At 36.3% G+C, this 22,045-nt stretch carries 21 protein-coding genes and 1 other RNA gene; 7 read left to right on the top strand and 15 right to left on the bottom strand.

Going from position 1 to position 22,045, the window contains the following annotated elements:
* The first annotated feature begins 71 nt into the window (after nucleotides 1-71).
* The gene (locus EV200_RS16040) at nucleotides 72-1,862 is read left to right on the top strand and encodes a chloride channel protein (protein WP_132534439.1); all 1,791 of its coding nucleotides are present in this window, start codon (nucleotides 72-74) and stop codon (nucleotides 1,860-1,862) included.
* A 270-nt stretch (nucleotides 1,863-2,132) separates the two neighbouring features.
* Here EV200_RS16040 and EV200_RS16035 read toward each other — a convergent pair whose 3' ends face one another.
* The 10 genes from EV200_RS16035 to EV200_RS15990 all read right to left on the bottom strand — a co-directional run bounded on the left by EV200_RS16035 (nucleotide 2,133) and on the right by EV200_RS15990 (nucleotide 11,582).
* Nucleotides 2,133-3,548, bottom strand: a complete 1,416-nt coding sequence (locus tag EV200_RS16035; RefSeq protein ID WP_132534437.1) for a sigma-54-dependent transcriptional regulator — start codon at nucleotides 3,546-3,548, stop codon at nucleotides 2,133-2,135.
* Between the two features lie 225 nt (nucleotides 3,549-3,773).
* An RNA gene (rnpB, locus tag EV200_RS16030) (RNase P RNA component class A) lies at nucleotides 3,774-4,154 on the bottom strand.
* Between the two features lie 48 nt (nucleotides 4,155-4,202).
* Nucleotides 4,203-4,625: a c-type cytochrome gene (locus EV200_RS16025; protein ID WP_132534435.1), complete on the bottom strand. Its 423-nt coding sequence runs from the start codon at nucleotides 4,623-4,625 to the stop codon at nucleotides 4,203-4,205.
* Between the two features lie 108 nt (nucleotides 4,626-4,733).
* The gene (locus EV200_RS16020; protein ID WP_132534433.1) at nucleotides 4,734-5,384 is read right to left on the bottom strand and encodes an SCO family protein; all 651 of its coding nucleotides are present in this window, start codon (nucleotides 5,382-5,384) and stop codon (nucleotides 4,734-4,736) included.
* A gap of 149 nt (nucleotides 5,385-5,533) precedes the next feature.
* The gene (locus EV200_RS16015) at nucleotides 5,534-5,989 is read right to left on the bottom strand and encodes a hypothetical protein (protein WP_132534431.1); all 456 of its coding nucleotides are present in this window, start codon (nucleotides 5,987-5,989) and stop codon (nucleotides 5,534-5,536) included.
* Nucleotides 5,990-6,000: 11 nt separating this feature from the next.
* Entirely contained in the window at nucleotides 6,001-6,981 is a 981-nt protein-coding gene (locus EV200_RS16010) for a transporter (protein ID WP_132534429.1), read from the bottom strand.
* Entirely contained in the window at nucleotides 6,944-7,981 is a 1,038-nt protein-coding gene (locus tag EV200_RS16005) for a cytochrome-c peroxidase (protein WP_229676854.1), read from the bottom strand. Before EV200_RS16005 ends, EV200_RS16010 begins: the two co-directional genes overlap by 38 nt.
* On the bottom strand, nucleotides 7,981-8,751 hold the full coding sequence (locus EV200_RS16000) for an MbnP family protein (protein WP_132534427.1): 771 nt from the start codon (nucleotides 8,749-8,751) through the stop codon (nucleotides 7,981-7,983). The genes EV200_RS16005 and EV200_RS16000 overlap by 1 nt, the downstream gene beginning before the upstream one ends.
* A 150-nt stretch (nucleotides 8,752-8,901) precedes the next feature.
* Nucleotides 8,902-9,216, bottom strand: coding sequence for a hypothetical protein (locus EV200_RS15995; protein ID WP_132534425.1), 315 nt, complete (start codon nucleotides 9,214-9,216; stop codon nucleotides 8,902-8,904).
* A 629-nt stretch (nucleotides 9,217-9,845) separates the two neighbouring features.
* Entirely contained in the window at nucleotides 9,846-11,582 is a 1,737-nt protein-coding gene (locus tag EV200_RS15990) for a phospho-sugar mutase (RefSeq protein ID WP_132534423.1), read from the bottom strand.
* 262 nt (nucleotides 11,583-11,844) lie between these two features.
* Between EV200_RS15990 and EV200_RS15985 the strand changes: the two genes are divergently transcribed.
* Together EV200_RS15985 and lysA are read left to right on the top strand one after the other, a co-directional pair.
* The gene (locus EV200_RS15985; protein WP_132534421.1) at nucleotides 11,845-13,158 is read left to right on the top strand and encodes an aspartate kinase; all 1,314 of its coding nucleotides are present in this window, start codon (nucleotides 11,845-11,847) and stop codon (nucleotides 13,156-13,158) included.
* A 318-nt stretch (nucleotides 13,159-13,476) separates the two neighbouring features.
* On the top strand, nucleotides 13,477-14,646 hold the full coding sequence (gene lysA / locus EV200_RS15980; protein ID WP_132534419.1) for a diaminopimelate decarboxylase: 1,170 nt from the start codon (nucleotides 13,477-13,479) through the stop codon (nucleotides 14,644-14,646).
* An 84-nt stretch (nucleotides 14,647-14,730) separates the two neighbouring features.
* On the opposite strand, the gene EV200_RS15975 is transcribed toward lysA, so the two are convergent.
* From EV200_RS15975 to EV200_RS15960, 4 genes are all read right to left on the bottom strand, one after another.
* Nucleotides 14,731-14,943: a hypothetical protein gene (locus tag EV200_RS15975; RefSeq protein WP_132534417.1), complete on the bottom strand. Its 213-nt coding sequence runs from the start codon at nucleotides 14,941-14,943 to the stop codon at nucleotides 14,731-14,733.
* Between the two features lie 47 nt (nucleotides 14,944-14,990).
* A complete protein-coding gene (locus EV200_RS15970) occupies nucleotides 14,991-15,368 on the bottom strand; it encodes an SRPBCC domain-containing protein (RefSeq protein WP_132534415.1) in 378 nt (125 codons plus the stop codon).
* A gap of 195 nt (nucleotides 15,369-15,563) precedes the next feature.
* A complete protein-coding gene (locus EV200_RS15965; RefSeq protein WP_132534413.1) occupies nucleotides 15,564-15,968 on the bottom strand; it encodes a GxxExxY protein in 405 nt (134 codons plus the stop codon).
* 266 nt (nucleotides 15,969-16,234) lie between these two features.
* Entirely contained in the window at nucleotides 16,235-17,425 is a 1,191-nt protein-coding gene (locus EV200_RS15960) for an acyl-CoA dehydrogenase family protein (protein ID WP_132534411.1), read from the bottom strand.
* A 112-nt stretch (nucleotides 17,426-17,537) separates the two neighbouring features.
* Here EV200_RS15960 and folB point away from each other — a divergent pair, with 112 nt between their 5' ends.
* The gene (folB, locus tag EV200_RS15955) at nucleotides 17,538-17,906 is read left to right on the top strand and encodes a dihydroneopterin aldolase (protein ID WP_132534409.1); all 369 of its coding nucleotides are present in this window, start codon (nucleotides 17,538-17,540) and stop codon (nucleotides 17,904-17,906) included.
* Between the two features lie 2 nt (nucleotides 17,907-17,908).
* Entirely contained in the window at nucleotides 17,909-19,312 is a 1,404-nt protein-coding gene (locus tag EV200_RS15950) for an FAD-binding oxidoreductase (protein WP_132534407.1), read from the top strand.
* Between the two features lie 90 nt (nucleotides 19,313-19,402).
* On the opposite strand, the gene EV200_RS15945 is transcribed toward EV200_RS15950, so the two are convergent.
* Nucleotides 19,403-19,888: an acyl-CoA thioesterase gene (locus EV200_RS15945; RefSeq protein WP_132534405.1), complete on the bottom strand. Its 486-nt coding sequence runs from the start codon at nucleotides 19,886-19,888 to the stop codon at nucleotides 19,403-19,405.
* 67 nt (nucleotides 19,889-19,955) lie between these two features.
* Between EV200_RS15945 and EV200_RS15940 the strand changes: the two genes are divergently transcribed.
* Both EV200_RS15940 and EV200_RS15935 read left to right on the top strand, forming a co-directional pair.
* On the top strand, nucleotides 19,956-20,390 hold the full coding sequence (locus tag EV200_RS15940) for an Hsp20/alpha crystallin family protein (RefSeq protein WP_132534403.1): 435 nt from the start codon (nucleotides 19,956-19,958) through the stop codon (nucleotides 20,388-20,390).
* A gap of 193 nt (nucleotides 20,391-20,583) precedes the next feature.
* Nucleotides 20,584-21,900, top strand: coding sequence for a nicotinamide mononucleotide adenylyltransferase (locus EV200_RS15935; RefSeq protein WP_132534401.1), 1,317 nt, complete (start codon nucleotides 20,584-20,586; stop codon nucleotides 21,898-21,900).
* The last annotated feature ends 145 nt before the right edge of the window (nucleotides 21,901-22,045 follow it).

Raw genomic sequence — 22,045 nt, 5'->3', positions numbered from 1 at the left:
CCTTAAAAATTGTCTCGGATATCGTTTTTGCCTACATTTGAGGCATTAATCCTCTATTAAAATCCAATAGAATGTATATCCGCTTTGTCAATTACCTTGATAAAATTAATCAATACCGAAAGTCAAAAATATCAAACCGTAATTTTCTAATTATACTGGCGGTAATTGTAGGGGTTCTTGCCGGACTTGCGGCCGCTGCGATTAAAAGTTTAACCCATCATATTGAAGAGTTCCTGCAATCAGACTGGCACTGGAAATATAAATATTACTTGTATTTCATATTTCCAATGATTGGTATTTTTCTGACAGTTTTATACATCAAATATTTCATCAGAAAAAGTAAATTTGAAACGGGTCTAACGCCATTGCTTTACGCCATCTCAAAAAATTCAAGCAGGGTAGAAGCACACAATATTTATTCTCAAATCATAACTGCTGCCATTACGGTAGGTTTTGGGGGGTCTACAGGTTTGGAAGCGCCTATTGTGACTAGCGGAGCATCAATCGGTTCTAACCTTGGTCGTTTTCTAGGCTTATCATACAGAGAAATAACAATGTTGGTGGCTTGTGGTGCTGCTGCAGGTATTGCAGGGGCTTTTAACAGTCCGGTAGCTGGAATCGTTTTTGCCATTGAAATCTTGTTGCCAGAATTTACTATTCCGGCCTTTATTCCATTATTATTGTCTGCTGCTACAGCAGCGGTAGTGGCCAGGATATTTTATACCCAGCAATTGTTTTTCCTGGTTACAGAAGGCTGGCAAATCAATGCCCTATTTTATTACGTACTCTTGGCAGGATTAATCGGCCTTTTTTCCATTTATTTTACAAAAGCCAATTATGCGGTAAAAGGATTGTTCTATAAAATTAAGCATCCTTATACCAAAGTAGTAGTAGGTGGTTTAATGCTGGGTGTTTTAGTATTTCTCTTTCCAACACTTTATGGTGAAGGTTATATTACGATGAAGAACTTGTTAAGAGGAGATTATCTTGCGGTAATTAACAACAGTATTTTTGAAGATTACAACTCCATTTCGGCAATGGTGGTGCTATTTACAGTTGTTACTATTTTTATGAAATCACTTGCCACACTGATTACTTTAGGTGCTGGTGGTAACGGTGGTACATTTGCCCCAAGTCTGATCATGGGCGGTCTGATTGGTTTTATCTTCGCCTATGTGGTGAATCTTTCTGGCGTGGCACATTTAAATGTATCTAATTTTATTGTAGCCGGTATGGCTGCCGCCTTGGGCTCAATTATGCATGCTCCGTTGACCGGAATTTTTCTGATTGCAGAAATCACTGGTGGGTATATTTTAATGGTTCCTTTAATGATTACCACGGCAATTTCTTATGCAATTAATCGCAGCTCGCAGAAACACTCTATTTATACAAAAGTTCTTGCGGATAAAGGTGAACTCCTATCTCATGAAGACAAGGATACAACGGTTTTGAATCAAATGAAACTAAAATATCTGATCGAAAAAACATATCCTCAGCTATATATGAATGATCTGATTGCTGAAAAAATGAATGAGATCGTTCAATCACATAAAAATATTTGTGCCGTTACCGATGAGTTGGGAGATTTTAAAGGGATTATTTATATTGAAGAACTTTTTAGCGAAATGGTTAATAATCCTGATAAAGCAAATTTATCAGCCACAAACCTGGTACAAGCTGCCCCAAATACCATCATGGAAAACGATGATTTAAAAATCGTATTGCAGAAAATGGAGCAAGACAATGTTTGGCTTCTACCCGTAGTTGATGAGGCTAACCGCTATATCGGATTTGTTTCTAAAACAGCTATTTTTAATAAGTATAGGGCGCTTTTGATGCGGCAAAACGATTATATGAGTTAACTTCAAATCCTCCTTTGAAGGGCACTCGTCGTTGCTGCGAGGCACGAAGCAATCCACTTTCTAATAAATCATATCACGAATGAGATTGCTTCAATCGATGAAAAATCGATTTCGCAATGACGGGAGAAACGACTTTCGAATGATGTAAAATTTAGCCTTAAACAATAAAAGCAGGAATCAATTCCTGCTTTTATTGTTTATATTATCTAGATCCTCGAACCTTTTTACGCTTTATTAATTGCGATCGCTGGGAATTTTACCTTTAGGGGGCTAGGGGGTATCAACCCTTTTCAACCCGAACTTTTCAATTTTACTATATAAATGACTTCTTTGGATATCTATTTCATCAGCTGTTTTTGAAACATTCCAGTTATTTTTCTCGAGCTTAAATTTTATAAACTCCTTTTCAGCATGGTCTTTATAATCCTGGAAGTTATTAAAACTATCAAAAGATGATGACATACCTGAAGAACTACTGTTTGAACCTGCTATTTGCGTACTTGTAGCTGCACCAATATTGGTTCCTCCACCAGGATTGGCAAATGCACGAACATCATTTTCCGTAATCACCTTATCACTCAAAATAATTAATCGCTCAATCATATTATGTAGCTCACGTACATTACCTGTCCATGGTAGAGCTTGTAAAGCAGCCATGCCGCTATCATTAATTTTTTTAACTGGCATTCCATAATCGCTGCAAATGCTTTCCAAGAAATTTTGTGCAATCACCGGAATGTCGTCTATACGTTCGGTTAAATGCGGAACATGAATATTAATTACGTTCAGGCGGTGGTATAAGTCCATTCGGAAATTACCATCTTCAATTTCTTTTAATAAATCTTTATTAGTAGCAGCTAGAACACGCACATTTACTTCGATCTCTTTTTCGCCACCTACACGCGATATTTTATGTTCCTGTAAAGCACGTAAAACTTTTGCCTGAGCGGAAAGACTCATGTCACCAATCTCATCCAAAAATAGTGTTCCACCATTGGCCAATTCAAATTTACCAATTCGTTGCTTAACAGCTGAAGTAAATGACCCTTTTTCATGGCCAAACAATTCACTCTCAATTAATTCTGAAGGGATTGCTGCACAATTGACTTCAATTAGCGGACTATCTGCACGATTTGATTTTTCGTGCAGCCATCTTGCCACCAGTTCTTTACCACTACCATTTGCACCAGTAATGAGTACACGGGCTTCAGTTGGAGCTACACGTTCAATGGTTTCTTTTATTTTGGAAATGCTTTCAGATTTACCTAAGATTTCACGGGTTTTGCTGACTTTTCGTTTTAAAACTTTGGTTTCAGTAACTAAATTACCCCGATCTAAACCATTACGAACAGTGATTAGTAAACGATTTAAATCTGGTGGTTTTGAAATGAAATCAAAGGCTCCCTTTTTGCTAGCTTCAATAGCAGTCTCTACCGTTCCATGTCCGGAAATCATGATAAAAGGCAGATCAGGTTTAAGAAGTTGGGCCTGCTCCAATACCTCCATGCCGTCCATTTTATTCATTTTGATATCGCAGAGTACCAGATCGAAATTAGTCCTTTTGATCATTTCAAGGCCGTCGATACCGTTATCAATATCTTCAACATCGTAATTCTCGTATTCCAGGATTTCGCGTAGGGTACTTCTTATTGCCCGCTCATCGTCAATAATTAATAGTTTGGCCATTTAATGTTTATTTGTTCAAGTTATAATGCGAATATATTATTTTTTAATTAATGTATAGTTTTTTATACAATAATTAAGGCTATTAACGGTGAATTTTTTAAAATGTTTTAATAATCGTACATGATAAAGGTGTAGATGCTATCCCAATAATAAATATAGAATTAATATTAAGTGATCTTAAATAAACAGGCGCTAATGATAATCATTCAGACAATAGAAAATCAAAAAAAATGCAGGTCTATAAGCCGGGTTCTGTTTTCTGATTGCTCAGAATTTCTATCATTAATCCAGTATAAACGTTGCCGTTTATCTCTAACGACCTACCCACTAACATCGGACGGGCAGCCCTACATGCGTTAGCCTATTTGGTCTTTCAACTCCCGGGGTTTACAAACCACTACAGTCGCCTGCAATGCTCGTGCGCTCTTACCACACGTTTTCACCCTTATCCCAACGTAAAGTTGAGACGGTATATTTTCTGTTGCACTAATCCGTGATTCAGGTTTTCAATCCTCAATCCCTTTCCGTTAGAAAGCGGGATGCCCTGCGTTGCCCGGACTTTCCTCTCTTCCGATAAATCGAAACAGCGATAGAACAACCTGCATTTTGGGCAAAGATGCCTGTTTTAAATTAAAAAGGCACCAAAAATTTAGATTATTTACAATTTTGTAAGTGGATAGAAACTTTATTGTACGGAACGAATCCCTGGTTATTTCCAAATGAGTTGGTAATATAAACCATCACCTGCGCTACATCAATATCGGCCAGTTCAGGAAATGCAGGCATTTTTTCCTGATATTCTTTGCCATTTATCGTCATCTTTTCGTTGGTTCCGTTTCTGATAATGCAAGCCAATCGGGTTTTATTGTTTTTTAAGAAAACTGAATCCGTTAAAGGTGGAGCCAATTTACCTAAACCTTCACCATTTTCCCCGTGGCAATTCTGACATCTGGTTTTATAAATATCCTTACCATTAGACATATAATTTTGCAAATCGATCGTTTCCTGGTTTTGACAGGAAATAATTATCGCTATGATAGCAAATAGAAAGATGGAATGGATAATGTATTTGCGCATGGGTTTAGTTTAAACAAATCGTCATTCCGACCGAAGTAAAGAAATTTATAAAATTAATAGATCTATACTTCATTTATTTCGCTGGAAATGACGATTAAAGTGATAATTCTATTTTTTATATTCAGCCAATAAAACTGGGATATCCTTTTTTAATTGTTCCACTTGATCCTCTTTGGTGCCATCATAAGCACCCCTGATCCGTCTGTCTTTATCAATTAATACCAGATAACCCTGATGAATATAACCGTCTTTAGCTGTGCTATCTTCACCAACAGCTACCAAATAGTTTTTCTCTGCTAAAGTATAAACGCTGTCTTTGCTTCCATAAAGAAATTGCCATTTTTTGCCGTCAACACCTAACTTTTGTGCGTATTTTTTTAATACCGAAGGTTTATCGTATTTAAAATCTATCGTATGCGATACAAACATCACCTCAGGATTGGTTTTAAACTCGTTATAAACTGTCATCAAGTTGCGGTGCATCGTTGGGCAAATGGTAGAACAAGAGGTGAAGAAGAAATCCGCAATATATACTTTTCCGTCTGTAGCTTTATTTGTAGTAAGAACACTATCCTGATTTAAAAAAGCCCAGTTGGGAATGGTTTGATAAACCGTATCTATTTTTTCTACACCAGCGGCATCTCTAACCGTTTCGGCATGGCGCTCACCATAAAATGGAAGTTTTTTATCTTGTTTACAAGATGAAAGTATGGCAATGGATAGCAGACAAATCGCTATCGAAGAAATAATTTTATTCATGATATTTTATTAAAGTGTAAATATACAACCTCTGTATTGTAGGAGGGAATTAATTGTAAACGAATCGTCATGCTGAATTCATTTCAGCATCTTTCATGCTATTAGGGCAATGAAGTCAATCCAGGGTAACGACCGATTTAGAAACTTGTTTAATGTTTATGATGTTCCATATTCATTTTAGCTACTGTTGCAACATTATATTCTTTTAAAACTGAATCAGATGCTCTGGTTACTTTGATATAATCGTCTTCAACCTGCCGAACTTTTACCATTTCTGATTTATAGTAATCTAAATCTTCCTGTTCATTTTTGCCCTTAAAGTCATCATTAAAAAGGTGCATCCAATCCATCATACTTTCATCTGCTTGGCTTAAGCTGCTGATCAAAGTCCTTATTTTTACAGCTTCTTCCGGCGATTTTAGTTTACTAGATTTTAAAATGGAATCTAACTTCATTTTATTTGACATCACTTTTCCGCCATCGATCATCAGTTTATCGTGGAGATTAAGTACTTCTTTTTTTACTGCTTTCGAATCTGGTTCTGTTTTGCAAGCGCTAAAAAGGAAAACGATTAAGCATAATGCTAGTATTATTGTATTTTTCATATGATTTGTATTTAAAAATTATAAGTAATTCCGACATAAACTTTACCTGCACTCATGGGGTGATCCGTTTCTGCTTCCCAGATATTTTTTTGGATTCCGGCATTCAATGCTACGTTCTTATAAAAAATATCTGCTCCTACACCGCCCATTAAATTGTTCATCACATGCTCGCCTGTTTTTACACCATTGTACTTCTCTCCGCCAGAATATTCATAGAAAAACTGTGCAGAAGGCATAATTTGTACCTCTTTGCCAATTCTTTGTGTATAAAAGATATTGAGAAAACTTGTTGTGCTATTCGCAATACTTTCTTCCCGACTGTTTCTCCCGTTTACCTTGTAAGAAGTATTTAAACTTGCGCCAAATTTACCTAAGCCAACCATATAATTCAGATACACAAACCCATCAGTACTGCCTGTGCCACCTTGCATTAAAGATGAATAGCGGATTCCATCTGTATTTTTGAAATCATTTTTACCCGTTGGCAATTTAATTCCGGCACCAGCAATGAGTTGCTGTTTAAAATTATCTTCCAGTTTTTGAACAAGGTGATAGCCTGCATAAAGATTAATATCACCCATACCGCCAATTGTTGAGGTATAGCCGTTGTAACGTTCGCTATTTGAAACATAAGGAAGTATGGCGTTAACTTCCAGTTTACTATTAATGAAATATTTGCCTCGTATTTCCATCGAACGATATAATTCATAGTCATCTGGATTCCCGGCATGGCCCGTGATTGGCGAATTCTGGCTTCTTGCCGGAATGAAAAATTTACCTCCATTCGGAAATAATGAATGAGATTGACCATCATAACCATTAAATGATCGGTAACGGTATAATACACTGATGCTGTTGCGATTGTAGTAAGGTGTGATGCCCATAAAACAGCCACAGATGTCGCAAGCAAATACGTTACTACTAATCAGGAGCAACAACGTAATCATTAGCCACTTACGATTCGCTATATAATTTGTTTTTGATAAACTCATTGTCGGTTAAGGTTTTTAAAAATGCTTTGATTTGTATGCGTTCCGCACTATTTAATTGAATACCATTTTTAAGTGATGGATCTAAATTTTTATTTGCCTTAATGCCAGAATCATAATGTTCGAGCACTTCATCCAGGTTATAGAAACGACCATCGTGCATGTACGGACCAGTATATTCGATGTTTCTTAAACTCGGTATCCTGAATGTTCCAAAGTCAGTTTGCACACCGGTGATATGGGAACGACCTTCATCAGAGCTAACTAAATCGAGTCCATTGTTGCGATAAGAAAAATCTGTAAAAAATGGCTCTGCATGGCATGAGCTGCATTTTTCTTTGAAAAGTGTATAACCTGATTGTTCTTCAACAGTAAATGAAACACCTGCTTCTTTACGGATTACCTGATCATATTTTGAATTTCCCGAAACCAATACACCAGTAAACTGAGTGAGTGATTTTAAAAGCAATTGAGAATTAATCTCATCAGTACCAAAAGTTTGTTTAAACATTGCCGGATAAGGTGCCGTAGTTTTTAAAAAAGTTACGATGGTTTGGATATCAGTCCCCATTTCACAAGCATCTGTAATGGCATTTAATGGGGATGTTTCCAGGTTTTTCACACCACCATCCCAAAAGAAAGCTTTTTGCCAGGCCAGGTTAAAAAGGGGCGGAGCGTTTCGTTTTCCCTGACAATTGTTTACACCGTGACTTACTTTATGATCGAGGTTTGCAAAGGCGGCAAATTGTTGATGGCAACTTCCACAGGATACACTTTTATCAGCAGATAGCCTGGCATCATAAAATATTTTTTTTCCTAAAGCAAAACCTGCATTACTCAGTTTATTTTGTTCAAAATTGTATGCCGGGGTAGGAAAATTTGCAGGAATAGAAAATGTTACCGGTTTTTCTTCCGGCTTAATTTCCTCCTCGTTTTTACTACAGGCGTACATCAACGCAATGCTTACAATAAGCACCACGAAGACAATTGATTTCCTGATCATTAATTATGGATGTGATCTAAACGGAATAAACCTTTTGCATAGTTGTTGGCTACAAGAACTGAATTAGCTCCTCCCATAGTGAAATTTAATGTGGCAAAACTAACATCTGTTATACCTGTAAATAGCGCAGCGGCATTTACAATAAAATGCATATCTGGTTTTGAATCTGTCCTGATTCTCAATGGATTTGCACTATTTATCTCGGTCGAATAAGTTCTGATGGTGTTGTTTGGATCTAAAACGCCGCCTATATGAAAAGTCAAAGCCTGATTTGCTGCTGTAGATTGTGGCGAAGTACCTTCCAATTTAACAAAGATATAGCCACTGTTCCAAGTCCAGAACATGCCGTTTATTGGATCTAAAGCACCAGTTTGAGCACCTGCAAAATTACGTGCGTAGTCTACACCAATGGTGTATTCAATTTTGGTATAATCACCCGTTGGAATATCACTTACAGTAATTAATTTTGATACTGGTTTTGATTCATCTATTAAGAAATAACTTTCTGGAACCAAATAAGTTGTTCCATCGACTTTGCTTAATTTAACGTTACTCATATAATATTTGAATACATTGATTTTAAAATCTTCGCCCTTTGCATTTTTATAAGTCGTGGTATTTAAATTCAGTGCTGCACCGTTTACCTGGTGTTCGAATTCTAAAGTAAAGCTTGATTTGGTATCGGTTGCGGTTTCATCTGCATCTTTTTTACATGATGAAAGTAATATAATAGGGCATAAAAATGCCAAGAAGTATGTTGAAATTTTCATTTTTTGAAAATGGATAAGTAAAATATTTGAAGAAATTCTAATACGGTCGTCATGCTGAATTCAATTCAGCATCCTGAAAATACATGATAGACCCTGAAATAAATCCGATAGCTATCGGATCAGAGTGACGATCTCAAAAAAAAGATTTACTTAGACCGTTTTCGGCGGATGGAAAATAGAAATGGAAAGATCTTTTATTGGTTTTTCAAGATAAAGGCTTTCAGACTTAATTATGAAATAGGGAAGGTGATGATTAATTGTTAAAACCTGAAATTCAGGATCGGCTTCTATAATTCTTTTTAGCGTTTCCTGTGTTTGTTTGTTCTTGCCATCTAAATCTTTCAGTTTTTTAGCTAAGAAACATTGTCCGTCGCAATGTAGTTCAGGATGGGCCTTGTTGATACAAAATACTGAAGTGATGTATTCCTTATTCATTTGATAGCCTGAATACACAATCAATTGCATGTAGCAATTTGATATGGTACAGATCACCAGAAAAAATATAAGGGCTTTTTTAAACATTGTATTTCGCCTGCAAATGTACAAACGAAATTGAGGTTGGCAAAGAAAAAAGTTGAGATGATATTTATAAGTTTCGTCCTGCTGAACTTGATTCAGCATCTATATCGTAGTAAGGCCCTGAAATAAATTCAGGGTGACGATCTGTTTATAATAATTTTTCGATCTGTTATTAAGGAATTTAACTAAGAATGGTCGTCCTGCTGAACTTAATTCAGCATCTTTCATATAAAAATGCTTAATGGATAATTGATATTGCTCAAATAATTATCCCGCAGATTTAGGAGATTACCGCAGAAGCGAGAAGCATAAATCTACGGTGATCATTTTGATCTGCGGGACAAACCATTGCGTCATGCTAACTCGTTCTGCGTTGATAATTCAATAATATAGACCTTGAATCAAGTTCAGGGTGACGATCTGGTTATAATAATTTTTTGATCTGATTTACTAAGACATTTAACTAAGAACGGTCGTCCTGCTGAACTTGATTCAGTATTTTATTAACAAAAAAACCACAGATGAATTCTATTCACCTGTGGTTTTAAATATAAATCTGCGAATCTGCGGCTAACTTATGCTTGTAAATCTGCCATCACGGATTTAATTTTATCACCCAATTCTTCATTTACTTTTGTGAAATCAGCTCTATCTGCCAAAGGTGCGTTAACACTGCAATAGAATTTAATCTTCGGTTCAGTACCACTCGGACGGGCAGAAACGATACTTCCATCTTCTGTAATAAACTGTAATACATCAGATGTAGGGTAATCCAATTTAGTCACTTTTCCTGTTTCCAAATCAGTTTCCTGACTCAATTCATAATCCTTTAATACGGAAACTTTAGAACCACCTAACGAAGCAGGCGGATTTTCTCTGAATTTCACCATCATGGCTTTAATTTCTTCCGCACCGGTTTTGCCTTTTTTAGTAAGCGACACTAAGTCTTCTTTATACAAACCATACTCTACATACATATCCAATAAGGCATTATATAAACTGGCGCCCTTATCTTTGTAGTAAGCGGTCATTTCAGAAATGAAAGCAGCAGAAACAACAGCATCCTTATCGCGAACTAAATCACCGATTAAATAACCGTAGCTTTCTTCACCACCACCAATAAAGTATTTTTTTCCTTCTAGTTCAGTCATTACCTGACCGATATATTTAAATCCTGTAAGGGTGTTATAATAAGTAACATCCTTTTTCTTTGCGATTTCTTCGATCAGGTTTGAAGTTACAATCGTTTTTACAATGAATTGGTTACCATCTAATTTACCAGCCTCTTGCCATGCCGTTAACAGGTAATTAATCAATAAACTTCCCGTTTGGTTCCCATTTAATAAAACCCATTCTCCATCATTGTCTTTAACAGCGATACCTACGCGATCCGCATCAGGATCGGTTGCCAACACTAAATCAGCATCAATCTCTTTAGCCTTATTCATGGCTAAAGTTAAAGCATCTTTTTCCTCCGGATTTGGATAAACAACTGTCGGGAAATTGCCATCTGGTTTGCTTTGCTCTTCTACAATAGTAACGTTGGTAAAGCCAAACTGCTCCAATGCTTTAGGCACCAAAGTGATTCCGGTACCGTGAATAGGAGAGTAAACAATTTTTAAATCATGCTGTCTTTTAATGGCTTCAGGAGAAATAGAGAGCGCAGTGATGCCGTCTAAATATAATTTATCTACCGCTTCGCCGATTAATTCAATGTTCGCTTCAACACGATCAAACTTAACCTCATCAATGCTGCTGATTTTATTTACTTCATCGATCACCAACTTATCATCAGGAGAAGTGAACTGTCCACCGTCTGCACCATAAGCTTTATAACCATTATATTCTTTAGGATTGTGAGATGCCGTTAACATTACACCGCTTTTACATCCAAAATGACGTACCGCGAAAGAAAGCTCTGGCGTTGGTCTTAATTCTTTGAAAAAATAAACATAAATGCCATTGGCAGAAAAAACATCAGCGGTAATTTTTGCGAAATAATCTGAGTTATTACGGCTATCATGTGCAATAGCAACGCTGATTTTCTCACCTGGATATTTATTGTTTAAATAATTCGCTAAACCTTGAGTAGCAGTTCCAATGGTGTATTTATTGATTCGGTTAGAGCCAGCACCCATGATGCCACGTAAACCACCAGTTCCGAACTCTAAACTTTTATAAAAAGAATCAATTAATTCTGTTGTTGCATTCTGATCAACTAAGGTTTGTATTTCAGCCTTCGTTTTCTCGTCGTAATTACCGCCTAACCATTGGTTAATGGTGGCTTGTGTAGATTGGTCAATTGCTTGCATTGAGCTTTTTTTTAATTAAATATCTGGTGTGGAACAAAATTTCGTTACTGAAGTTTGGTCAAAATTCATTTATTTCGATTTATCCAAATTTTATTTTGTTGAGGATGTTGCTTTTAAGCTTGTTTTGCTTATTTTCACGCCCCGATACAATAATAAAGAAATTCCGGTATTAAAATAAGGCCATCTTAACTTTTTCACAATCTGAAGGGAATTATGTAAAGTTTTGGCAGTTTTTATCACAGATAAAATAATAATTAAGTAGATGAAAATATTAAAATTTGGGGGTACATCTGTTGGTAGTCCCGAGCGCATGACGAAGTTATTGGATATTATTAATCCAAATGAAGAACAGATTGTAGTGTTATCAGCCGTTTCTGGAACTACAAATAGTTTAGTAGAAATTTCTAATTATTTTTTAGCCGGAGATAAGAAGAACGGAAGCACTGCCGTAGAAAATTTATATCAAAAATATAAGGATTTCGTAATTGAATTGTTGCCTGCTGCTGATTTTCAGGAAATGGGAAATGAAGTGATTGATTACCATTTCAGCTTTTTAGCCGTTTTAACCAATGATATTTTCACGCCAATTGAGGAAAAAGTAGTTCTGGCGCAAGGCGAACTATTGTCTACCACTTTATATCACATTTATTTAAAGTCAATTGGAATTGAGTCTGTATTGTTACCAGCTTTGGATTTCATGAAAACGGATGAAGACAATGAGCCTGATATTCCATTTACTACAAAGCATTTAACCCCGCTTCTGGAACAACATAATGGAAATAAATTATTCATTACACAAGGATTTATTTGCCGTAACAGCTTTGGTGAAGTAGATAATTTACGCCGCGGTGGTAGCGACTATACTGCATCTTTACTTGGTGCTGCAATTTTAGCTGAAGAAGTTCAAATCTGGACAGACATTGACGGGATGCACAACAATGATCCCCGGGTGGTAAAAGGAACTAAACCAATTGCGCAACTTTCTTTTGATGAAGCAGCTGAATTGGCTTATTTTGGAGCGAAAATTTTGCATCCGCAATCTGTTTTCCCTGCGCAGAAATATAAAATTCCTGTTCGTTTGTTAAACACTATGGAGCCATCAGCGGCAGGGACGTTGATTACCCATAACAGCGAAAAGGGGAAAATTAAATCCATTGCTGCTAAAGATGGCATTACTGCTATTCGTATTCAATCAAGCCGGATGTTATTGGCTTATGGTTTCCTTCGTCGTGTTTTCGAAGTATTTGAGCGCTATAAAACGCCAATTGATATGATCACCACTTCTGAAGTCGCGGTTTCTTTAACCATCGATGAAATTGGAAATCTTCCGAAAATCATTGAAGAGTTGGAAAGTTTCGGAACAGTGGAAGTAGATACCAACCACAGTATTGTTTGTGTGGTGGGGGATTTTGGTTCAGAAAAACATGGTTTCGCCAGCAGGGTTTTAGAAGGTTTGAAACACATTCCAATCCGGATGATTTCTTATGGAGGAAGCAATTACAATGTGTCTTTACTTATTTTAAGCGAATATAAAACAGAAGCGTTAAGAAGTTTACACAACAGGTTATTCGAATAGGAGGTAGAAAGCGCCAACGATGACCAAAAGGCCAAGTAAGATATGCAAAGCTAAAAAGCCCTTTGGAAGTACATCATTCTTGTATTTTTTATATGAATTGAATAATCCCAAGGAAATAATCAATACAATAAATATGGCAGCTACAATCTTCATTTTTTAATAAATAAGAGAAACAGTACAATCAGGAGCAATACAATGGTGAATCTGATTTTTCCATTGTATTGTTTTTGGGTAATTCTTCCATTCTTTAAATCGAGGTAATTACCGAAGTATACCAGCCCAAAGAATAAAATTAAAATTATAATAAGGAATTTGAACATGTTCGTCGATAAAGATATATCAAAGTTTAACAATATAGAAACCCCTTTTTACTATTATGATACTGATTTACTGCAAAAAACACTTCGCACTTGTGCAGAAGCAGCAGCGCCATATCAATTTCATATCCACTATGCTTTAAAAGCAAACTTTAATGCGGTTTTGCTTGAAGAAATTAAATCTATCGGTTTCGGTGCAGATTGTGTGAGTGCCGGAGAAGTAAGAAGAGCAGTAGAAGTAGGTTTCGATCATCAGAAAATTGTTTTTGCCGGAGTAGGGAAATCTGATAAAGAAATCAATGAAGCGTTAGATCTGGATATTTTCTGTTTCAATGTAGAATCGATTCAGGAACTGGACGTGCTAAATGAATTGGCTGCTGCAAAAGGAAAAGTAGCACAGGTTGCTATTCGCATCAATCCAAATGTTGATGCACATACGCACCACAACATCACCACGGGTTTAGATGAAAATAAATTCGGAATTAATTCCTGGGATTTACCAGAATGTGCAGAGACTTTAAAAGCATCTGCAAACCTGAAATTTATTGGGATTCACTTTCATATTGGTTCTCAGATTACCAACCTTGATGTATATAAAAACCTGTGTGTCCGGGTGAATGAGTTTGCCGCCTGGTTTGAAGACAAAGGCTTTACACTGAAAGTTTTAAACGTAGGTGGAGGTTTAGGTATCGACTACTATAATCCTGATCATCAGATTCCTGACTTTAAATCGTACTTTAAAATCTTCAATGAGTTTTTAGAAGTTAAAGCCGGACAGGAAGTTCACTTTGAACTGGGCAGAGCGCTTGTAGGTCAGTCTGCTTCATTAATCACCAAAGTTTTATATATTAAAAACGGCAAGAAGAAAAACTTCGTGGTTTTGGATGCGGGGATGACAGATTTGATGCGCCCAGCTTTATATCAAGCCTATCATAAAATAGAGAATTTAAGTCAGTCCGGAGTCCAGAGTCCAGAGTCCAAAGTCATAAAATATGACATAGTAGGACCGATTTGCGAAAGCACTGATTGTTTCGGTAAAGAAGTAGAACAACCTGAATCTTTTAGAGGAGATATTTTTGCCATTCGCAGTGCAGGTGCCTATGGCGAAGTAATGGCTTCAAAATACAATTTGCGTGATGCAATAAGGTCAGTTTATAGTAGTGAAATATAATAATTACACAAAGTCGTCATTTCTAGGTATGAAGCAATCTTATTAGCAAGATAGATTGCTTCGCACCTCGAAATGACGTTTTAATTATTTCCTTTTTGATGCCACAAAAACAAAAACTCCTGCTACTAAAATAATACCGCCAACATAAGGAGGCCAGGCAACAGACTTTTGTCTATCAGCAGAGATTTGAATTGGACCAGCATCCACTATTTTTTCCTTTTTGGTATAGGAGAAGCCAGTCCAAATCAGCATTGCGATGCCAGCGACAATTAATATAAGTCCAACAGTTCTGTTCATGATTTTTGTATTGATTAAGATCTAAACAGTAGGGCAGAGGTTATGTTTTACTCATCAAAGAAATCCACCAAACCTCCCAAAAAATATTCATCAATACCTTCCGTAAAATCTTTATAATCTGCTTCAGGGATATTGGTTTGTTTAAACTCCAATGAAGTACCCTTTTTATCTTCGTGAAGTTTGATGGTCACAATTGATGGTTCAGTACTCTCACCGAAATACCACTGCTGTACAATTTTCTTATTCGTTTCAAATTCTAGGTTTTTACCTACGATATCACCATCCCAAAAAGAAAATTCAGTGTCTGGTTTCTCTTCAAATTCAACCTCAGCACCCGTCCAAAGCTTAATGCTGATGTCTTTGGTAAGGGCTAAATAAACTTCTTCTGGTGATGCGGGTAGGTAGGTGTATTTTTTATAGTCCATTCTGGAGCAGGATTAATAGGATTTAAGGATATTCAGGATTTAAGTTCGAGAGATCAATCTAATAGATTAAATAATTAAATATTGTAGTGTGCATATGTAGTTTATTAGTCCGTTTAGAGTAAATTTACAGAGGTTAATGATCAAAATTAATTAATAATCCACGTAATTCTGATCTGCGATGATAATCCTGCAAATCTATAAATCTAATTTTAATCCTGCTCTATATTTGTTTGTTTTTGGATTGTAAATCTTCTTGAATTGTAAACTTGGAGCGCCAAAATTAATCAATAATTCAATATTGAAGTTATAAGCAACAACATAATTTTTTGCCTGGACAAGATGAGTAGCTTCCATATTAAAACAGGCTTTTAACTCAACGGTGAGAATATCCTCTATAACAAAATCTGCTCTTCGTTTTCCAACAACCACACCATCATAAAAAATTTCTTGCTCTACTTCTCTTTGAAATTTAATGCCGGCTTTTTTTAGTTCCATAGCCAAACAACGCTGATAAATAACTTCTTGAAAACCGTTGCCTAAAACATTATGCACTTTCATAGCACAACCATTTATTTTATAAGTTAAATCTTCAATATCCATTTTATTTAAATTAATGGAACGAAAACTGTAACAATAGGGGACGTTGGTATTTACATAATCTTTGTTGTTTCAATATAGGAAGTAGAATTTTTAAAATTAAACTTTAAAAATTGTGGTTGAGAATTATAAATATTTATTTCATTTTATTCAGGCTATTCTCTATTCATCACTTTCACTATATACTGATCATGATAATCACGAAAATCCTCTTTTTTTATTCTGCACCTAGATCCTGCCAATCTTGATAATCACAAAAATCCTGCTCTTTATTTAAACGCATTCAATCCAGTCACATCCATTCCTGTTATCAATAGATGAATATCATGCGTTCCTTCATAAGTAACCACCGATTCTAAGTTCATCATATGTCGCATAATCGAATACTCACCAGTAATTCCCATTCCGCCAAGCATCTGACGGGCATTTCTGGCAATATCCAAAGCAATTTCTACACTGTTTCTTTTAGCCATCGAAATTTGTTCTGCAGTAGCACGGTTTTCGCTTTTTAGCATCCCCAAACGCCAAACCAAGAGCTGGCCTTTCGTAATTTCGGTAACCATCTCCGCGAGTTTTTTCTGTTGCAATTGAAATCCACCAATTGGTTTTCCGAACTGAATACGTTCTTTTGAATATCTTAATGCCGTATCATAACAATCCATTGCTGCGCCTAAAGCACCCCAGGCAATACCATAACGTGCCTGATTTAAACAACCTAATGGTCCTTTCAAGCCAGTAATTTCCGGAAAAACATTTTCTTTTGGAATCTGCACGTTATCGAAAACCAATTCGCCGGTTGCTGATGCTCTAAGACTCCACTTATTATGCGTTTCAGGCGTAGAAAATCCATCCATGCCACGTTCAACTACCATTCCTCTGATTTTTCCAGCTTCATCTTTCGCCCAAACGACAGCGATATCTGCAAAGGGCGCATTGCTGATCCACATTTTTGCACCATTTAAAATATAATGAGAACCGGCATCAGTAATATTGGTCACCATTCCGCTTGGATTAGAACCATGATCGGGTTCTGTTAATCCGAAACAACCCATCATTTCACCGCTAGCTAATTGTGGTAGATATTTTTTGCGTTGTGCTTCACTTCCATAAGCATAAATAGGATACATGACTAATGAACCTTGGACAGATGCTGTAGAACGAATTCCAGAGTCACCACGCTCAATTTCCTGCATCAAGATGCCGTAAGCGGTATAATCTAAACCTGCACCACCATATTCTACTGGAATGGTTGGTCCAAAAGCACCAATATCAGCCAACCCTTTTATTAAATGCTTTGGAAATTCTGCTTTTTGCGCATAATCCTCAATGATCGGACTCACTTCCTTTTTTACCCATTCTCGTGCAGTTGCACGAATTAATTTATGCTCGTCTGTTAGCAATTCATCCAATAAATAATAGTCGGGAGCCTCGTAAAGGTCTTTTTTTGCTGATTTGCTCATCGTCGTTTTCTAATCTGGTTAAGAAATAGCGTTTAATTCAAAGGTAACAATTTACCACAATGGGCATGATATTCATGAATAAAAATTTAATTTAGCGGCATACAAAACATCCATGAGTCAATACAAACAAACCGTAGCTTTAAAAGATGTAAAATGCTTTGCCCTGCACGGCTATTATCCAGAAGAGCAATTAATCGGAAATCATTTTATAATCGATTTAGAGACTGAATTTACCCCACAAGGTTTTGATGATGAGCTTGCACAAACGGTGAATTACGAAGATTTGAATGAGATCATTTTGAATGAAATGAAGAAGACTCAAAAGCTTTTGGAAACAGTTTTAAAAAATATCATTTCAAAAGTGATCGAAATTTATCCTTTTGTGGAGCATGTAAATGTGAGTATAAAAAAGTTAAATCCTCCAATGCCTGGACAAATCGGGCATTCCTTTGTTCAGTTATCCTACACTTCAGCCCAATAGACATGACCTTTAATAAAATAAATGCAGAAATTTTAGCAGAAATCAAGTCAGCCTTGGGTGATGAAAAGGTTTTTACTGATGCTGAAAGTTTAGATCAATATAGTCATGACGAAACGGAAGACTTACGTTATCAGCCCGAGGTGGTGGTGAAGCCAACTTCGCCTGAAGAAGTATCTTCTTTACTAAAAATTTGCAACAACCATCATATTCCGGTAACCCCACGTGGTGGTGGAACTGGCTTAAGCGGTGCAGCTTTACCCATTTATGGCGGGATTTCCTTATCCATGGAAAAGTTTAAATCCATCATCAGCATTGACACCGAAAACCTGCAAGCAACAGTTGAACCAGGGGTAATTACAGAAGATTTTATTAATGCAGTGGCTGAAAATGGATTGCTTTATCCAGTCGATCCAAGTAGTAAAGGTTCTTGCTTTATTGGCGGAAACGTGGCTCATGGTTCTGGTGGACCAAGAGTAGTAAAATATGGTACGATACGGGAATATATATTAAACCTCGAAGTGGTTTTGCCTAATGGTGAAATTATCTGGACAGGCGCCAATACTTTAAAATATGCATCGGGTTATAACTTAACTCAGCTCATGATCGGATCAGAAGGTACATTAGGTGTAGTAACCAAAATCGTTACGAAACTCTTGCCAAAACCTAGTCAGTCTGTGTTAATGATGGGTTCATTCAGTACCAATGAGGCTGCCTGTGCAGCAGTATCAGCAATTTTCAGAGCAGGCGTAACGCCATCAGCTTTGGAATTTATGGAGCGGAAAGGAGTGGAGTGGGTCATTCAATTCGACGACATTAAGTTTGATTTAAAAGATGATGTAGCTGCCTTGCTGATGATCGAATTTGATGGTGATGACCTGGACGATATCTTTAAAAATTGTGAAAAAACCAATATTGTACTCGAGCAACACCATTGTACTGAAGTTTTATTTGCGGATACAGCACAACAGAAAGAGGAATTATGGCGAATGCGCAGAACGATGGCCGAGTCCGTAAAATCAAATTCTGTTTATAAAGAAGAAGATACGGTAGTCCCTCGTGCAGCGTTACCAAAATTAATTAACGGAATCAAGGAAATTGGTTCTAAGTACGGCTTTGAAAGTGTTTGTTACGGCCACGCTGGTGATGGAAACCTGCACGTGAATATTATTAAAGCAGGAATGAGTGATGAAGACTGGAAAGATAAACTCAAATTCGGCATTACAGAAATTTTCGAATTAACAACCGCTTTAGGTGGAACACTTTCAGGAGAACATGGAATTGGGTTGGTTCAAAAGGAATTTATGCCTATTAAATATTCTGAAATTCATTTAAACTTAATGCGGGGCATCAAAAATGTTTTTGACCCAAACGGGATTTTAAATCCTGGTAAGATTATGCCAGATTAGTATAGTTCGTCACCCTGAACTTGATTCAGGGTCTTAATATTTTCTATCAGAATTAAGATGCTGAAACAAATTCAGCATGACGACTCACTATTAGGTTAATTGTTCGAAACCCAACATCTTCTGTTTTTCAGCCTCTGGTATGGCTGTAGGTCTATTGGTCGTGTAATCAACAGCAATACAGACCGTTTTGCCTTTACTGCAAATTATTTCTTCGGTGCCTTTAATTTTAACGATTTGATAGTCTAAATCGAAACTGGTTGTTCCTATCCTTGAAGTTTTAACATGAACAACAATTTTATCATTCATCAATATTGGTAAAATATAATCCAATTCTGCATGAGCAATTACGATTCCTGTTTTATTCCAATCCCATTTTACAATCTCTTCCCAGTATTTGGTTCTGGCAATTTCCAGGTAAGTGAAATAGACTGAATTATTCACATGCCCCATCATATCAAAATCTATAAAACGTAAATGAATGTTAGTTTTATAATTGAATTTATCTGAAAAAGACCTTATATCTGTCAGTTTGTCTTTTGTTTTTGTGAAATTACGCCATATTGTCTTTAAAATCATAAATATTTGGTTTGGTATATAAGTTGAATAAAGGTTAATATCAATTAAAAAATAAAAAAATAGAGATATGACACTTGTAAATTTTAACAACAGAACCCGCAACACAGCTCCTTATTTTAACAATGTTTTTGACTCATTGTTTACCGACGCTGTAACTAAAAATAAAATGGTTAATCAATCACCAAGCGTAAATATTTACGAAAATGAAACTGCTTATGTCATTGAATTGGCCGCTCCGGGATTGAAAAAAGAAGATTTTCAAATCAATTTAAAAAAAGACACACTATCTGTTTGGGCGGAAGTTAAAAAAGACGAAGCCAAAGCAGCAAAAGATTTTACACGTAAAGAATTTGACTACAGCTCATTTGCCAGATCATTTAATTTACCAGATACTGCAGATGGCGATAAAATTACCGCTGAATATAAAGATGGTATTTTAAATATCAATATCAGTAAAAAAGATGATGCGAAATTGCAACACAAAGAAATTGTAGTGTCGTAATAAAAAATCATCACTAAAGATTTCATAATAGTTTAGGTTTAGGTTTTATAAGGTTAACATCGGATGGTGTTAACCTTATTTTGTTTTAGTACTGATTCATTGGTCATTATCTTATATGTGATTCATTTTGTGGATGTTAAGAATGAAACTAATTTACAATTGAACTAATGAACCATTTTCGTACTTTTGCGCCATGGCAAGAGAAATTCTGGATACCAAACGTAAAGCGCTAAAAATAAACCTTGACCCTAGAATTTATGGCACCTTCGCCGAGATCGGAGCCGGACAGGAAGTTTCCCGAAACTTTTTTAATGCCGGTGCTGCCTCTGGAACAGTAGCCAAAACCATGTCGGCATATGACATGACTTTTAGCGATGCTATTTACGGTGCAGAATCAAACGGACGCTACGTTTCCCAGAACAGGCTTTTACAAATGCTCGACCATGAATTTGGTTTGCTAAATGAGCGGTTATCTGGTGAGAAATACGAGAGCAGAACTTTCTTTGCTTTTGCTGATACAGTAACTACACTTAACTACAAACGGACTAATGAGCCTCATGGTTGGGTGGGCATTAGGTTCCAAAATGAACCTGGAGGTTTACCAAATGAAATATTTTTTCACGTTCGCCTGTTGGACACAGATGTAAATATGCAACAGCGGGTATTGGGAATTATCGGTGTGAATTTACTTTATGCTGCTTTTTATCATTATCAGGATCCGAAGTTAATGGTTGAATCTTTAGCAGATAACCTCACTATAGGCTCAGTAGAAATTGATTTGATTTCCGTAAAAGGTCCTGCTTTTCCTGGAGTAGATAACATCTTGCTTAATCTGTATATGATTATGAAAGATTTTTCTGCTGCTGCCATTTTTGATGCTGATGCACACCCTCGTCAGGCGAAGGATTTGTTGTATAAGAAAGACATCATGATTTTAAGAACTAAATATGGTCAGAAATCATTACCGAACTTCAGTTTATTCAATAAAGCCACTGATCAGTTTAAGCGTACAAACGAGGTAGAAGACGGAAATCTTGCAGTAATGATAGAGGTATTGTTGACCAATGTTTTAACTGATGAACAGGAAACGCCTGATGATATTGACCTGGAATCTGTAGCTAAGCGTGCTCAGGAAATGTGTGATACAGGGAATATTGTGATTGTATCTAACTTTACCCGTCATAATCGCTTGGCGAAATATTTAGCCCGATGTAAACCTAAAAGTGTTGGATTGGCCACAAACATTAACAACCTGAAATTTGTGTTTAACTCTACCAATTTCAAAGGCGAGAACTATTCAGGTCAATTATTGAGTTATGTAAATGATATGTTCAATACGAATGTTCGATTATTTGCTTATCCTTATTTAGATAAGAATACAAATGAAGTGGTGACAACGGCTAATATGCCCGTTACGCCAGAGGCAAAACCTTTATTTGATTTCTTACTGATTAATCATTATATCACAGATATTGAGGATTACGAAGAAGACGAAGTGAAAACTGTGTAGAATTACTTATCGCCGTAATGACCTAAAGCAGAGATGATCGTAACGATTATTATATCATCATCAATCTGATAAAATCATTCTATCTTTTCTATTAATTTGCCTAGACCTGCCTTATAAGTCATAACTTAAATTTGTATTCAAAAAC

It is taken from the genome of Pedobacter psychrotolerans (assembly GCF_004340665.1).
GTDB classification, from domain to species: Bacteria; Bacteroidota; Bacteroidia; order Sphingobacteriales; family Sphingobacteriaceae; genus Pedobacter; species Pedobacter psychrotolerans.
Note: the sequence above shows the minus strand (reverse complement) of the source record. Positions and strands in the feature narration are given on the sequence as shown.

Excerpts from the sequence above, each read along its gene's own strand:
- EV200_RS16040 (WP_132534439.1), top strand. The coding sequence starts at position 72 with ATGTATATCCGCTTTGTCAATTACCTTGATAAAATTAATCAATACCGA.
- EV200_RS16035 (WP_132534437.1), bottom strand. The coding sequence starts at position 3,548 with ATGGCCAAACTATTAATTATTGACGATGAGCGGGCAATAAGAAGTACC.
- EV200_RS16025 (WP_132534435.1), bottom strand. The coding sequence starts at position 4,625 with ATGCGCAAATACATTATCCATTCCATCTTTCTATTTGCTATCATAGCG.
- EV200_RS16020 (WP_132534433.1), bottom strand. The coding sequence starts at position 5,384 with ATGAATAAAATTATTTCTTCGATAGCGATTTGTCTGCTATCCATTGCC.
- EV200_RS16015 (WP_132534431.1), bottom strand. The coding sequence starts at position 5,989 with ATGAAAAATACAATAATACTAGCATTATGCTTAATCGTTTTCCTTTTT.
- EV200_RS16010 (WP_132534429.1), bottom strand. The coding sequence starts at position 6,981 with ATGAGTTTATCAAAAACAAATTATATAGCGAATCGTAAGTGGCTAATG.
- EV200_RS16005 (WP_229676854.1), bottom strand. The coding sequence starts at position 7,981 with ATGATCAGGAAATCAATTGTCTTCGTGGTGCTTATTGTAAGCATTGCG.
- EV200_RS16000 (WP_132534427.1), bottom strand. The coding sequence starts at position 8,751 with ATGAAAATTTCAACATACTTCTTGGCATTTTTATGCCCTATTATATTA.
- EV200_RS15995 (WP_132534425.1), bottom strand. The coding sequence starts at position 9,216 with ATGCAATTGATTGTGTATTCAGGCTATCAAATGAATAAGGAATACATC.
- EV200_RS15990 (WP_132534423.1), bottom strand. The coding sequence starts at position 11,582 with ATGCAAGCAATTGACCAATCTACACAAGCCACCATTAACCAATGGTTA.
- EV200_RS15985 (WP_132534421.1), top strand. The coding sequence starts at position 11,845 with ATGAAAATATTAAAATTTGGGGGTACATCTGTTGGTAGTCCCGAGCGC.
- lysA (WP_132534419.1), top strand. The coding sequence starts at position 13,477 with ATGTTCGTCGATAAAGATATATCAAAGTTTAACAATATAGAAACCCCT.
- EV200_RS15975 (WP_132534417.1), bottom strand. The coding sequence starts at position 14,943 with ATGAACAGAACTGTTGGACTTATATTAATTGTCGCTGGCATCGCAATG.
- EV200_RS15970 (WP_132534415.1), bottom strand. The coding sequence starts at position 15,368 with ATGGACTATAAAAAATACACCTACCTACCCGCATCACCAGAAGAAGTT.
- EV200_RS15965 (WP_132534413.1), bottom strand. The coding sequence starts at position 15,968 with ATGGATATTGAAGATTTAACTTATAAAATAAATGGTTGTGCTATGAAA.
- EV200_RS15960 (WP_132534411.1), bottom strand. The coding sequence starts at position 17,425 with ATGAGCAAATCAGCAAAAAAAGACCTTTACGAGGCTCCCGACTATTAT.
- folB (WP_132534409.1), top strand. The coding sequence starts at position 17,538 with ATGAGTCAATACAAACAAACCGTAGCTTTAAAAGATGTAAAATGCTTT.
- EV200_RS15950 (WP_132534407.1), top strand. The coding sequence starts at position 17,909 with ATGACCTTTAATAAAATAAATGCAGAAATTTTAGCAGAAATCAAGTCA.
- EV200_RS15945 (WP_132534405.1), bottom strand. The coding sequence starts at position 19,888 with ATGATTTTAAAGACAATATGGCGTAATTTCACAAAAACAAAAGACAAA.
- EV200_RS15940 (WP_132534403.1), top strand. The coding sequence starts at position 19,956 with ATGACACTTGTAAATTTTAACAACAGAACCCGCAACACAGCTCCTTAT.
- EV200_RS15935 (WP_132534401.1), top strand. The coding sequence starts at position 20,584 with ATGGCAAGAGAAATTCTGGATACCAAACGTAAAGCGCTAAAAATAAAC.